The sequence below is a fragment of the Azospira sp. I13 genome (genome assembly GCF_003112695.1).
Lineage (GTDB): Bacteria > Pseudomonadota > Gammaproteobacteria > Burkholderiales > Rhodocyclaceae > Azospira.
This window is the reverse complement of record NZ_BFBP01000011.1, coordinates 300,719-313,222: the sequence shown is the minus strand read 5'-3', so window position 1 is coordinate 313,222 and position 12,504 is coordinate 300,719. Positions and strand designations below refer to the sequence as shown.

The 12,504-nt window shown below is 60.7% G+C and carries 13 protein-coding genes; 11 read left to right on the top strand and 2 right to left on the bottom strand.

The genetic code is table 11. The features are described from left to right. The first annotated feature begins 2 nt into the window (after positions 1–2). From AZSI13_RS11365 to AZSI13_RS17720, 10 genes are all read left to right on the top strand, one after another. Complete coding sequence (locus AZSI13_RS11365; protein WP_109041272.1) at positions 3–1,832, top strand: NAD(P)H-dependent oxidoreductase subunit E; 1,830 nt, start codon at positions 3–5, stop codon at positions 1,830–1,832. Then, a complete protein-coding gene (locus AZSI13_RS11360; protein WP_109041271.1) occupies positions 1,829–2,569 on the top strand; it encodes a 2Fe-2S iron-sulfur cluster-binding protein in 741 nt (246 codons plus the stop codon). The genes AZSI13_RS11365 and AZSI13_RS11360 overlap by 4 nt, the downstream gene beginning before the upstream one ends. Further along, positions 2,566–3,123 (top strand): NADP oxidoreductase, encoded by a 558-nt coding sequence (locus AZSI13_RS11355; protein ID WP_109041270.1) that lies wholly within the window; start codon positions 2,566–2,568, stop codon positions 3,121–3,123. Before AZSI13_RS11360 ends, AZSI13_RS11355 begins: the two co-directional genes overlap by 4 nt. A 7-nt stretch (positions 3,124–3,130) precedes the next feature. After that, on the top strand, positions 3,131–4,591 hold the full coding sequence (locus AZSI13_RS11350) for a Ni/Fe hydrogenase subunit alpha (protein WP_109041269.1): 1,461 nt from the start codon (positions 3,131–3,133) through the stop codon (positions 4,589–4,591). A gap of 11 nt (positions 4,592–4,602) precedes the next feature. Continuing rightward, positions 4,603–5,112 carry a hydrogenase maturation protease gene (locus AZSI13_RS11345; RefSeq protein WP_235609741.1) on the top strand — a complete coding sequence of 170 codons (510 nt, stop codon included), beginning with the start codon at positions 4,603–4,605 and terminating at the stop codon, positions 5,110–5,112. Between the two features lie 151 nt (positions 5,113–5,263). After that, complete coding sequence (locus tag AZSI13_RS11340) at positions 5,264–5,998, top strand: hypothetical protein (RefSeq protein WP_133247310.1); 735 nt, start codon at positions 5,264–5,266, stop codon at positions 5,996–5,998. 74 nt (positions 5,999–6,072) lie between these two features. Further along, on the top strand, positions 6,073–6,711 hold the full coding sequence (locus AZSI13_RS11335) for a DUF47 domain-containing protein (RefSeq protein WP_109041267.1): 639 nt from the start codon (positions 6,073–6,075) through the stop codon (positions 6,709–6,711). A gap of 9 nt (positions 6,712–6,720) precedes the next feature. After that, positions 6,721–7,728 (top strand): inorganic phosphate transporter, encoded by a 1,008-nt coding sequence (locus tag AZSI13_RS11330; RefSeq protein ID WP_109041266.1) that lies wholly within the window; start codon positions 6,721–6,723, stop codon positions 7,726–7,728. Positions 7,729–7,844: 116 nt separating this feature from the next. Beyond that, positions 7,845–8,015, top strand: a complete 171-nt coding sequence (locus tag AZSI13_RS17595; protein ID WP_165833474.1) for a hypothetical protein — start codon at positions 7,845–7,847, stop codon at positions 8,013–8,015. Next, positions 8,012–8,302 (top strand): hypothetical protein, encoded by a 291-nt coding sequence (locus AZSI13_RS17720; RefSeq protein ID WP_201262358.1) that lies wholly within the window; start codon positions 8,012–8,014, stop codon positions 8,300–8,302. The genes AZSI13_RS17595 and AZSI13_RS17720 overlap by 4 nt, the downstream gene beginning before the upstream one ends. Positions 8,303–8,325: 23 nt before the next feature. Here the strand turns inward: AZSI13_RS17720 and istB are convergent, their stop codons facing one another. Beyond that, a complete protein-coding gene (gene istB, locus AZSI13_RS11320; RefSeq protein ID WP_109041265.1) occupies positions 8,326–9,081 on the bottom strand; it encodes an IS21-like element helper ATPase IstB in 756 nt (251 codons plus the stop codon). 14 nt (positions 9,082–9,095) lie between these two features. Continuing rightward, on the bottom strand, positions 9,096–10,613 hold the full coding sequence (gene istA, locus AZSI13_RS11315; RefSeq protein ID WP_109041264.1) for an IS21 family transposase: 1,518 nt from the start codon (positions 10,611–10,613) through the stop codon (positions 9,096–9,098). Between the two features lie 929 nt (positions 10,614–11,542). Here istA and AZSI13_RS17310 point away from each other — a divergent pair. Then, positions 11,543–12,274: a hypothetical protein gene (locus AZSI13_RS17310; RefSeq protein WP_133247309.1), complete on the top strand. Its 732-nt coding sequence runs from the start codon at positions 11,543–11,545 to the stop codon at positions 12,272–12,274. Positions 12,275–12,504: the final 230 nt, after the last annotated feature.

The following is a 12,504-nucleotide window of genomic DNA, read 5'->3' as shown; positions in this document are numbered from 1 at the left end:
TAATGGAAGCAGCCGTCTCTACTGCGGATTCCGTTCTTGGGTCCGTGCTTGAACCCATCCTGGCCCGGCATCGCCGGGACCCGGTCCGGCTTCTGCAGATCCTGCGGGAAGTCCAGGAAACCATGGGGCATATCTCTCCGGCAGCCCTCACTGCCATCGCCCGGGCCTTGCAGCTTCCCCGGGCCCGGGTGGAAGGGGTGGCGGGGTTCTATTCCTTCCTCTATCTCGAACCGGTGGGCCAGTACCGGGTGCTCTTCTCGGACAACGCCACGGACCGCCTGCTGGGCAATCTGGAACTGATGGCTACCATGTGCCAGAAGCTCTGGGTGGAGCCGGGCAAGGTCTCCGAGGATGGCCTGGTTTCCATCGATACCACCTCCTGTACCGGCATGTGCGACCAGGGGCCGGCCCTGCTGGTCAATGGCTGGCCCATCACCCGGCTGACCCATCAACGGGTCAATGAAATCTGCGAACTGATCCGTGCCCGCAAGCCCCTGGCCCAGTGGCCCCGGGAGTACTTTGCGGTGGCGGACCATCTGCGTCGCAAGGATCTGCTGCTCAACAGCGTTCTGGAACCGGGGGCCGCCCTGCGGGCCGCCATTGCCCGGGGCGCGGAGGGCTGGTTGGCCGAGGTGCAGAAATCCAACCTGCGGGGCCGGGGCGGCGCCGGTTTTACCACCGGGGTGAAATGGGAAGCCTGCCGCAACGCACCGGGTACGGACCGGGTCATCGTCTGCAACGCCGATGAAGGCGAGCCCGGCACCTTCAAGGATCGGGTGCTGCTGACCTCCTATGCCGACCACGTCTTCGAGGGCATGACCCTGGCGGCCTACGCTGTGGGCGCGCGCCAGGGCTTCCTCTACCTGCGGGGCGAATACCGCTATCTGCTGGAGCCTTTGGAAGGCGTCCTGGCCCGCCGCCGGGCCGATGGTCTGCTGGGGGCCAATGTCTGCCAGGCCGGTTTCGATTTCGATATCGAGATCCATCTGGGGGCTGGGGCCTACGTCTGCGGCGAGGAATCGGCCCTGATCGAATCCCTGGAGGGTAAGCGGGGCACGCCCCGCATCCGCCCCCCCTTCCCCGTGGTGAAGGGCTATCTGGGCCGGCCCACGGTGGTCAACAATGTGGAAACCCTGGCCAAGACCGTGCTGGTAGCCCTGGAGGGCGGCGAGAATTTTTCCGCCTACGGCACCGCCCAATCCACCGGCACCAAGCTGCTGTCCATCTCCGGCGACTGTGCCTTTCCCGGCATCTACGAGTACCCCTTCGGCGTTTCCATCGCCCAGGTGCTGGAGGACTGCGGTGCCACTGATGCCCAGGCGGTGCAGGTGGGCGGGGCCTCCGGCATCTGTGTGGCCGCCTACGAGTTCCAGCGCCGTATTGCCTATGAAGATGTGCCGACGGCCGGGGCCTTCATGGTCTTCGATTCGAGCCGGGATTTGTTCGAGGTGGCCCGCAACTTTGTCCATTTCTTCGCCCACGAAAGCTGCGGCTTCTGCACGCCCTGCCGGGTCGGAACTTCCCTGTTGAAGAACTTCATGGACAAGCTGGCCGATGGTCACGGTGCCAAGTACGACCTGGCGGACATCGAGTGGATCAACCGCCTGCTGAAGAACGCCAGTCACTGCGGCCTGGGCACCAGTGCCGCAAATCCCGTGATCGACACACTGGTGAAGTTCCGCCCTGCCTACGAGCGGCGGCTCCAGTCCCTGGAGTTCGAACCGGCTTTCGATCTGGACAAATCCCTGGCCTGCGCCCGGCGCATGACCGGGCGGGACGATCCCCAGGCCCACCTATCGAGTGAATTCTCCAGCGAGGAGAGCCCGCGATGAGCGCCGAAAAGAAGTTCCTGCTGGACGGCAAACCCGTCACCTTCAACGACGGCCAGACCATCCTGGAAGCCGCCCGGGGGGCGGGGCACTACATTCCCCATCTGTGCTGGCATCCGGATTTCCCGGCTCATGGTTCCTGCAAACTGTGCATCGTCAAGGTGGGCGGTCGCCATGTTTCCTCCTGCGCCATGCCGGCCAAGGAGGGCATGGAGGTGGAAAGCAACACCCCGGAGATGAACGGTGAGCGCCGGGCTCTCCTGCAGATGCTGTTTGTGGAGGGCAACCACTTCTGTCCCTCCTGCGAGAAGAGTGGCAACTGCCAGTTGCAGGCCCTGGCCTACGATCTGGAAATGCTCTCGGCCCACTTCAACCACTTCTATCCGGACCGGCCGGTGGATGCCTCCCACCCCGATGTGCTGCTGGATTTCAACCGCTGCATTTTCTGCGAACTGTGCGTGCGGGCCAGCCGGGAAATGGATGGCAAAAATATCTTCGCCCTCACCAACCGGGGTATCAAGAAGCACCTGGTGGTCAATGCGGAGAGTGGCCGCCTGGGGGATACGGATTTTGCCGCCAGCGACCGGGCAGCCAATATTTGCCCGGTGGGGGTGATCCTGCACAAGCGCCAGGGCTTTGCCAAACCCATCGGCCAGCGCACCTACGACGAGAAGCCCATCAGCGTGGTAGCCATGGAATGCGTCAAGGCTACTGAGGGTGCAGAAGAGGTGAAATCATGAACGGGCCGAAGAAGAAACTGCGGGTGGCTACCACCTCCCTGGCCGGTTGCTTCGGCTGTCACATGTCCTTCCTGGACATTGACGAGCGCCTCCTGCAACTCGTGGAACTGGTGGAATTCGACCGCTCCCCCCTCACTGACATCAAGCATTGCGGCCCCTGCGACATCGGCATCATCGAGGGCGGCGTCTGCAATGCTGAAAACGTCCATGTGCTGCGGGAGTTCCGCCAGAACTGCAAGACTCTCGTCGCCCTGGGGGCCTGCGCCGTCACCGGCGGCCTGCCGGCCCAGCGCAACCATCTGGACCTGGGGCAATGTCTTCAGGAAGTTTATCGCTACAGCCTGGGGGTGGAAGGACTCTCGGCTGGCCGGGTGCCGGACGACCCTGAATTGCCCCTGTTGCTGGACAAGGTGCATCCTATCCATGAGGTGGTGCGGGTGGATTATTTCATTCCCGGTTGTCCGCCGTCGGGGGATGCGATCTGGAAGTTTCTTACCGACCTGATCGCCGGCCGCACGCCGCGGCTATCCCACCCCATGCTGCATTTCGACTGAGGTTGCCATGTTCGAACTGGAAACCGCCGCAAACGCTGACAACCTGCGCCGTGTCGCCATCGACCCCGTTTCCCGGGTGGAGGGCCATGGCAAGGTGACCCTGCTGCTGGACGACAACAACCAGGTGCAACAGGTACGCCTGCACATCGTCGAATTCCGCGGCTTCGAGAAATTCATCCAGGGCCGGCCCTACTGGGAAGTGCCGGTGATGGTGCAGCGCCTCTGCGGCATCTGCCCCGTCTCCCACCACCTGGCCGCTTCCAAGGCCCTGGACCTGATCGTCGGTGCCCGCCACCTTACCCCCACGGCAGAGAAGCTGCGCCGGCTCATGCACTACGGCCAGATGCTGCAGTCCCACGCCCTGCATTTCTTCCACCTCTCCTCCCCGGACCTGCTCTTCGGCTTCGATTCGGAAGTGGCCAAGCGCAACGTCGTCGGCATGGCGGCAGCCCATCCTGAAGTGGCCAAGCAGGGCGTGCTGCTGCGCAAGTTCGGCCAGGAGGTGATCCGCGCCACCGCCGGCAAGCGGGTGCACGGCACCGGCTCCATTCCGGGGGGTATGAACAAGGCCCTGGACCCGGCAGACCGTGCCGCCCTGCAGCAGGAGGCTTACCAGATGGTGGCCTGGAGCCGGGAAGCAGTGCATCTGGCCAAGAAACTGCATACCAGCAATCCGGCGCTTTACGACAACTTTGGCCTTTTCCGCTCCAAACTCATGAGCCTGGTCGGGCCCAACGGGGCCATGGATTTCTACCACGGCAGCCTGCGGGTGCGGGATGCGGATGGCCAAGTCCTGATCGACGGTGCCGACTACCAGGGTTACCACCAGTTGCTGACGGAGGAAGTGAAGCCCTGGAGCTATATGAAGTTCCCCTATCTCACTCGCATGGGTCGGGAGGAGGGCTGGTACAAGGTGGGGCCCCTGGCCCGGGTGCAGAACTGTGATTTCATTCCCACCCCCCTGGCCGAGGCCGAGCGCCGGGAATTCATGGATTATGGTCAGGGGGGGCTGATCCACGGGCCCCTGGCCTACCACTGGGCTCGCATGATCGAAATGCTGCATGCTGCCGAGACCATCAAGGACCTGCTGCACGATGATGATCTGGGCAAGGATGACCTGATGGCCGGCGGCCCCAGAACCCAGGAGGGCGTGGGGGTGATCGAGGCGCCCCGGGGTACCCTGATTCACCACTATCAGGTGGATGAGAACGACCTGGTGACCATGGCCAACCTCATCGTCTCCACCACTCACAACAACCAGGCCATGAACGAGGCGGTGCGCCAGGTGGCGCGCCAGTACCTGAACGGCCGGGAGATCACTGAGGGCCTGCTCAACCACATCGAGGTGGCCATTCGTGCCTTCGATCCCTGTCTTTCCTGCGCTACCCATGCGCTGGGCCAGATGCCCCTGGCGGTGGAATTGCAGGGCCCCGATGGCCAGGTGCTGGATCGGCGCTACAAGGATTAAGGCGGGGCGCCATGGATCAGGCCCTGGCCCGGGAAGTGGTGGTCTTCGGCATCGGCAACCCCAGCCGGGGTGACGATGCCCTGGGGCACCTGCTGCTGCAGCGGCTTGAAGAAGCCCGCTTGCCCGGCATCGCCACCGTGGAAGATTTTCAGTTGCAGATCGAGCACGCCATTGATCTGCAAGGACGCAGCCTAGCCCTGTTCATCGATGCGGGCCAAGGTACGCCGGCCCCGTTCAGCTTTGAGCCCGTTCGGCCTCGTTTCAATCCGGCCCATACCAGCCACGCCCTGTCCCCCGGTGATGTGCTGGCGGTCTACGCCCAGGCCTTGGGTCAGGTGCCGCCACCGGCCTATGTGCTATGCCTGCGGGGCCAGTGTTTCGAGTTGGGGGAGGGCCTGAGCCCGGCTGCCCTGGCTCACCTTGATGCAGCCTGGACGTTCCTGGCTGAGCTTTGCCGCTTGCCGGATGCCGAAGCCTGGGGCCGCCGGCGTACCCTGCCGGGCTTTCCCTTGCCCTCCTGAATCTCCGTCGTTTTTCCCCAATTGACCTTGGCTTGCGCGCGTCAGGCGCCTGCAAGACCCCCGGGGCGGCTTGACCTGCATCATGGTTTGCCATGCCGTACGTGGGAAGAATGGCAGGGCCGCGACAAAGCGGTATTTCGGGGGATTGACCATGGCCTTGGCCGTTGCATTGAAAAAACTGACGCCCTGGATGGGCGTGGTCCTGGCATTGGTGGGCAGCACCGCCCAGGGCCAGGCGACCGCCTGGCCAGACCCGGTCGCTTCCTATCGTGCGGTGGCCGCCGGTGAAGGCCGGGCCGAGAGCGTTCTGGTGGCCGCCGCTGCCGATTCCGGCCTGCAGGTCAGCTATGACGAAGCCAGTCGCCGTCTACACCTCCACTACCCCATGGCCTTCAATCAGCTCACCGAAGGCTGGAGCTGGCAGCCCCTGGCCAATCCAGAGCGGGAAGATTATTACCGCTTCAAATTCCTGCCCCTCGGCAGCGTCGCCGAAGACCGGGGCAGCTACCAGGGGGAGGACAAGATCGGCGAGCCGGAAACCATGGGCGTGCAATGGCGCTACGACTATTTCCTGGCCTTCGACAACCTCTACGACTTCATTCCCCGGGGCACCGACGACGATGCCGGCTTCGATGCCGAGGTCACCGTCTCTCCGGAGCAGGCTGCCCCCCTATTGGCTCCCGGCGGGGTACGTCTGCTCGCCCAGGTGGCCCTGCGGGCACCCTATGTCTCGGAAAGCACTACCTTCTGGAAGGCTATTCACGCCCGCCCCACGGATTTCACCCTGAAGAAGCGCTATCTCGTCGGCGTACTCCAGGAAGTACGCTTCGTGACGGCTGAAAACCGAGTCCTGGCAAGGCTGTCCGGGCATCCGGCAGAACAATAGCCGTAAGGGCACAGCGGCGGGGAGGGCGGCCGTGCTAAAATCTCGATCTGTCACAAAACCCACATAGAAAATTCATGTTCGGACGCCTGATGCCCCAAGAGGGCAAGTTTTTCGATCTGTTCAACGCTCACGCGGAGCAGATTATCCAGGGGGGGCAAGCCCTGGCCACTTTCATCAACCACCTGGGACGCAATCCCGAGGAGGCCAGCCAGGCCGCCGAAGCTGTCGATACCGCCGAAAGCCGGGCCGACAAGATCACCCATGAGACGGTCGCCCTGCTGCACAAGACCTTCATCACCCCCCTGGACCGGGACGAGATTCACTCTCTCATCACCGGCATGGACGACATCCTGGACCTGATCCAGGACGTGACCCAGACCGTTTCCCTCTACGACATCCGCAAGGGCACCCCGGAAGCCATCCAGCTGGCCGAAATCTGCGTCTCCTGTTGCGACCGTGTGCGCTGGGCCGTGTCCCTGCTGCCCAACGCCGACCAGGGTCCTGCCATCCTCAAGACCTGTGAGGAAATCGACCGCCTGGAATCGGATGCCGACCGCGTCATGCGTTCCGCCATGTCCCGCCTGTTCCGCGACGAGCCGGACGTGCGCCAGCTGATCAAGCTCAAGGCCATCTACGAACTGCTGGAAACCGTGACCGACCGCTGTGAGGATGTGGCCAACATCCTCGAAGGCATCGTTCTCGAAAACTCCTGAGACCCGGTCATGAGCGGTCTCGAAATCAGCCTGGGGGTAGTCGTTCTCCTGGTGGTGCTGGCCCTGGCCTTCGACTTCATGAACGGCTTCCACGACGCGGCGAACTCCATCGCCACCGTGGTCTCCACCGGCGTTCTGAAGCCCCACCAGGCGGTCGCCTTTGCCGCCTTCTTCAACATCGTCGCCATCTTCATCTTCCAGCTGAAGGTGGCTACCACCATCGGCAAGGGCACCATTGACCCGGCCATCGTCGATCACATCGTGATCTTCGGCGCCCTGGTCGGGGCCATCGCGTGGAACCTGATCACCTGGTATTACGGCATTCCGTCCTCCTCCTCCCATGCCCTGATTGGCGGCCTGGTGGGGGCGGCCTTGGCCAAGTCCGGTCCCGGTGCCCTGATCACCTCCGGTGTGCTGAAGACAGTGGCTTTCATTTTCGTTTCCCCGCTGCTCGGCTTCATCCTCGGTACCCTGCTCATGGTGGCGGTATCCTGGTTGTTTTTCCGCACCACGCCGCGCAAGGTGGATAAATGGTTCCGTCGCCTGCAACTGCTTTCCGCCGGCCTCTACAGTCTGGGTCACGGGGGTAACGACGCCCAGAAGACCATCGGTATCATCTGGATGCTGCTGATCGCCGCCGGCCTGTCCCAGTCCACCGATCCGATCCCCGTCTGGGTGGTGGTCTGCTGCTACGTGGCCATCGGCCTGGGCACCATGTTCGGTGGCTGGCGCATCGTCAAGACCATGGGCCAGAAGATCACCAAGCTGAAGCCGGTGGGCGGTTTCTGCGCCGAAACCGGTGGTGCCATGACCCTGTTCCTGGCCACTGCCCTGGGCATTCCTGTATCCACCACCCACACCATCACCGGCGCTATCGTCGGTGTCGGCTCCTCCCGCAAGTTCAGCGCCGTGCGCTGGGGGGTGGCTGGCGGTATCGTCTGGGCCTGGATCCTGACCATTCCCTGTAGCGCCCTGTTTGCCGCCGGTGCCTGGTATCTGGGTAGTTTCCTGCTGTAACACTGTAGTAGCCGTAAAGCTGCCGTAGTTTTCACTTAATTCCTGCCGTGATTCCTGCCTGCCCGCCCCGTCCGGGGCGGGCATAATGGGGCCTTCGTCCCTTTCCCGTATTTCCCATGGTCTGGCTCAAGCTTCTGGCTGTTGTCCTGGCTGCCGTGTTGCTGGTCTGGCATTTCCCCTTTCTCTGGGAGATCGGCCTGGCCGCGATTTTCGGCGCCTGTTTCTGGCTGTTTGCCCGTCCACCCCGGCCCCCTGCTTCCGGTGAGGGATCGGGCGAGAGATCGTGACCTCCGCTTCCAACCGCTTTTCCGGTTATTGCAGCGGCCGTCTACCCGGCGTGCTGTGGATCGTCGCTTCCGCCACCGGTTTTGGTGCCATGGCCATTTTTGCCAAGACCGCCTATGGCGATGGGGTCGGGCTGGAGGCCCTGCTATTCCTGTGCGTATTCCACCCAAAATCAGCCACTAATAACGACCGAAACCAGCCACCTATAACGATGCAAAGCCGGCCACCGATTCCAATCTCAAAAGCGCCACCCGTTACGATAAAAACCCGCCAGTCCAGCGGGTTTTGAAATGATGATCCTGAGTGCTGCAATCAGATCAAACTTGGTTTACTTCCTCTGCGTAACTTGCGCATTGACTCCCCCTTGAGCTCGATACGATGCGCGCCACTGACCAGCCGGTCCAAAATAGCATCCGCCATCGTCGGATTTCCCCCACTCAGATAGTCATGCCACCTATCCACAGGCAACTGGCTGGTAATCAACGTCGACCGATGTCCCGAGCGCTGTTCAATAACCTCCAACAGGTCATTTCGCCCGATTGCATTCAGCGCGGCTATCCCGAAGTCGTCCAAGATCAGCAAATCAACCTTGGCCAGTTGATTCAAGCGCTTTCGGAAACTCCCATCCCCATGGGAGACGGCCAGTTCTTCCAGCAATAAGGGCAAACGGTGGAACATCACCGTTAGCCCCTGCCGGCATGCCTGGTTTCCCAAGGCACAGCCTAGCCAAGTTTTTCCCCCACCTGTCGGCCCGGTGACGATCACATTGACGCCGTGTCGAATCCAGTTGCACAGCGATAACGATGCCATTTCGCTGCGATCCAGACCCCGACCAGGTCGATAGTCGATGTCTTCCATACAAGCGGTTTCCCGTAGTTTGGCGATTTGAAGCAACCGCTTCAGCCGGCGGTTCTCCCGGCAGGTCACTTCTTGATCGACCAAAAGACCAAAGCGCTCCTCAAAAGCGAGGTGGGTTGCGGCGGCACTGGATAATTGATCCCCGAAGCCCCGAGCCATGCCGAAGAGCTTCAATTCATTTAGTTTACGTAAAGTATCGTTGGTCAGCATATGGGTTCCTCAGATCAGTGGTAATACTCGGCGCCGCGCACATTCGGATGTTCAAAGCTCGCCTCCTGAACGTCATCCACGGCTGTCGGCTGCTGATCCAGGCTGTTACGCAGGATCGAGCGGACGCTGGACAGCGATTGGGCGCCGATTTCAATTGCACGGCAGCAGGCGGCATTAAGCCGTCGATTGGTAAAATCATTGGCCAGTTTTTTTAGGGCATTGTGGGCGCGGTAGCCTTGTTCCCTGGTTCGCATGGTTGCCAGCAAGGTTTGCAAGAAGTGATGAACATGAGGGCCGGTTTGCATGGCCCATGCCAAGGCGCCGCCAGCTTCCCAGAGGCCAAAATGCCGGTGCGCAGCTTCCATGTGCTGCGGATCAATGGCCGGTGCGGAGCCTGCACTCCTAACATGGCTTGCCACCCGCTGCCCACGATGAAGTACTTCGATGGTCGCGGCCGTCAGGCGTAACTCGACCTCTCGCCGGGCCAGCCGGAAAGGCACACTGTAAGGGCGTTCATCCACCTTGACGCAGTAATCCAGACCGACGCGAACTTTTCGGAATTCGGCATACTCGTAAGGCGAGGCGGACAACGGCAACATCGCCGGTCGGTCCAGCGTTTCAAAGGCGCTCTGCCGGGAACCCGGCAATTTCTGGAATGGCCGTGCATTGATTTCAGTCAGCAATTCCCGAATCGCTGTATTCAATTCCCCGAGGCTGGTAAACACCCGCTTTCGCAGCCGAAACAGAATCCAGCGCTCGACGATCAGCACACCATTCTCGGCTTTGGCCTTATCTTTCGGCTGGTAGGAGCGAGCGGGGAGAATCAGCGTGCCGTAGTGGTCCGCCATATCCTGGTAGGTGGCATTCACCACTGGTTCGGTCCGGCTGGCTTTGGTGACTGCCGCTTTCAGGTTGTCGCAGACGATGACAGCCGGCACGGCACCGAAGTGCTCAAGCATGCGAGTATGTGCGGCAATCCAGTCCGGCAGACTTTGCGACCAGTGCGCTTCGGCATAGATGTAGTTGGAGGCACCGAGTACCGCTACGAAGATTTGTGCAACCAGCATCTCGCCGGTCTGTCGGTCAGCAATGCCCATCGTCGGGCCGGCGTAATCAACGAACACCCGCTCACCGGCGACATAAGTCTGCCGCATGTAGCGCTTCAAGGTCTGCGCGAATTCCCGATGCCGCTGGCAGAACAGGCTGTAGGCCATTCCATCCGGGTGCACGGCGAGATATTCTTCATGCAGCACTTGCAGGGTAGCGCCCTTGCGTTTCAGTTCCTGGTGGATCTGAGCCCAATCGGGTTCAGGTTTGCGCGGTGCGGCGATTGCCACCACCGGTGGAAACAGTCGTTGTTCCAGCGCGGCATCATCGAGGTCAGGCGGCAGAGGCCACGTCAGTTTTGCGGCGGCCGCACGCGTCAGGTAGTCAGCGATGGCATCGCGCGACAGTCCTAGACTGCGAGCGATAGCTCGTCGGCTCTGTTGGTTTTCATAATGCAGGCGGAGCACCTGGCGGATTTTTCTCATTGGGATTCTCCGATTGGCCATGGAAGGCTGGGCTGGCGTGTACGCATCAGCCGATTCTCCAAGTGGTGCCGACGCGACTCGTCCTCGCGACGCGATCGGCGGGTTGTCATGGAAAATGAAGGAGGCCGCCCGTCCTTGACAGACGGGCATGGGAATCGCAGAATCTGACTAGAAGTCTCTACTTCAAGCAGTTCCGTGAGGCCCCCTGAGTCCTACCTCTGGGGGCTTTGCTTTTCCTGGCCCAGATCTTTTCGCGTTTATCAGCTCACGGGCTCTCTCCTTCCTGGCAGGTGATGTCGACGGCTAGGCGTAACCCGGCCAGCCAAGCTGCGGTGTCACGGCTCAGGGTGTAACACTCTGATCAATGGGGAATCCGGAATGCCGCAATGGGAATGAAGCGGCTATGGAGGACCTGACATCCTAGCTGCGTGCTTGCCGTCGTTCCCCGCCACCAAGTTTGCTTGACGCGCATCCGCTAACCATTGGGCCACATCCAGGCCTAGGGCAAAGACTCCTCGACGGTTGGGCAAGGTGAATAGGACAACTTCGACTTGACCGCGTCGGCGGGCCTGACGGAATGCGGCCAGGGAGCGATATCCCATGGCTTGAGCTAAATCGGCGCCGCCGAGGATTGGGCCATTGCGCGCTCGAAGGTCTTCATACAACTGCTCTACAAGCGGACGCGGCGGCGGCTCGTGTGCGTCGAAGGCCCCCAAGGGCAGGTGTGATTCAGGCGGTGGCGAAAGGGTCATAGCGGTCAATGTGCTCGTTGGTCACGCAGTGTTCGCCAGATCACACAGTCACTCCACCCGAACAGAAATTTTTAATTTCTGTACTCTATGTAGATGCCAAAATTCAATACCCCCCCAAAACCCGGCAGACCACCACGCAACCTGATTGATGTCTTGAGGACTCAGTTTTGGTTCCATGTGCTCAAGCTGCGCTCAGGTTTACCCAGTGCCTATGCGATCGAGAAAGCCTTAGAGCCCCACCTTGTCCGCATTTCTGCTGATGGGGTCAATCGTCCTAGGAAGTGGGACAGTTATGAACGTGGCACCCGGGTTCCCAAACGCAACCACGATCCGAAAGATTCGGTTGACCTCGCTGAGCGACACTTTCCTGGAACGGCGAGTTGGTTTGATAATCCCATTTGGGATGTTCTCAAAGGGGCTAATCTGGATCGCTGGGCATTGCAGCGCCAGTTACAAACCCTATCCCTGCCAGTCGTTGATGTTTTGATCACGACTGAAGGCTCGATCAAGGGGCAAGCAGATCTCGTCCAATTAACCGATGAGCACTTTGATCGCCTTGTGGCGCTGGGAAGTTTTGATGCGCTGGCAGCAATCGCCATCCTTGCCAAGCTCTCAGAGGAGACAGCTTCTCATGAGCTACGTGACATGGTGCTCGATTGCTATGCCCGGCTGCAACCCATCCTGGCAGACGCACCGGAAACTTGCGTGCACTACCCCGAACTTTTCACCTACGTCGATCAGGTTTGCCAATACTGGGTGGTACTTTCCCCAGGAAAGCGTATGAACATGCGTTTGTTCTGGCACGGGCAGAAATGGGCAAAAAATCGGATTGATTATTTTGGGCCCAGGCTTGCAGGGATGTACCGAGCCAACGATTGGGGAAATGGTTGGGAAAAGTGGCTTAAGTAATATACAACGGTCATGCAAGAGTATGGGGCAGCAGTTCGGCCAAAGCCAACCTTGGGTCTTTGGCCTGCATTCAGCGGCAATGAGCCGGTTAGCTGCCGTTTAGCCGCATATGGTGGTCAATCGCAGTATTTTCAGTTGTATGGGAATACAAATCTCGGGATGGACTTACGTCCACATAGAGACTGAGCTACAGGACAACGGCAATAGCTCGTACCCAGACTGGAATATAA

Coding starts and splice junctions, on each gene's coding strand:
- AZSI13_RS11365 (WP_109041272.1), top strand. CDS start 3: ATGGAAGCAGCCGTCTCTACTGCGGATTCCGTTCTTGGGTCCGTGCTT.
- AZSI13_RS11360 (WP_109041271.1), top strand. CDS start 1,829: ATGAGCGCCGAAAAGAAGTTCCTGCTGGACGGCAAACCCGTCACCTTC.
- AZSI13_RS11355 (WP_109041270.1), top strand. CDS start 2,566: ATGAACGGGCCGAAGAAGAAACTGCGGGTGGCTACCACCTCCCTGGCC.
- AZSI13_RS11350 (WP_109041269.1), top strand. CDS start 3,131: ATGTTCGAACTGGAAACCGCCGCAAACGCTGACAACCTGCGCCGTGTC.
- AZSI13_RS11345 (WP_235609741.1), top strand. CDS start 4,603: ATGGATCAGGCCCTGGCCCGGGAAGTGGTGGTCTTCGGCATCGGCAAC.
- AZSI13_RS11340 (WP_133247310.1), top strand. CDS start 5,264: ATGGCCTTGGCCGTTGCATTGAAAAAACTGACGCCCTGGATGGGCGTG.
- AZSI13_RS11335 (WP_109041267.1), top strand. CDS start 6,073: ATGTTCGGACGCCTGATGCCCCAAGAGGGCAAGTTTTTCGATCTGTTC.
- AZSI13_RS11330 (WP_109041266.1), top strand. CDS start 6,721: ATGAGCGGTCTCGAAATCAGCCTGGGGGTAGTCGTTCTCCTGGTGGTG.
- AZSI13_RS17595 (WP_165833474.1), top strand. CDS start 7,845: ATGGTCTGGCTCAAGCTTCTGGCTGTTGTCCTGGCTGCCGTGTTGCTG.
- istB (WP_109041265.1), bottom strand. CDS start 9,081: ATGCTGACCAACGATACTTTACGTAAACTAAATGAATTGAAGCTCTTC.
- istA (WP_109041264.1), bottom strand. CDS start 10,613: ATGAGAAAAATCCGCCAGGTGCTCCGCCTGCATTATGAAAACCAACAG.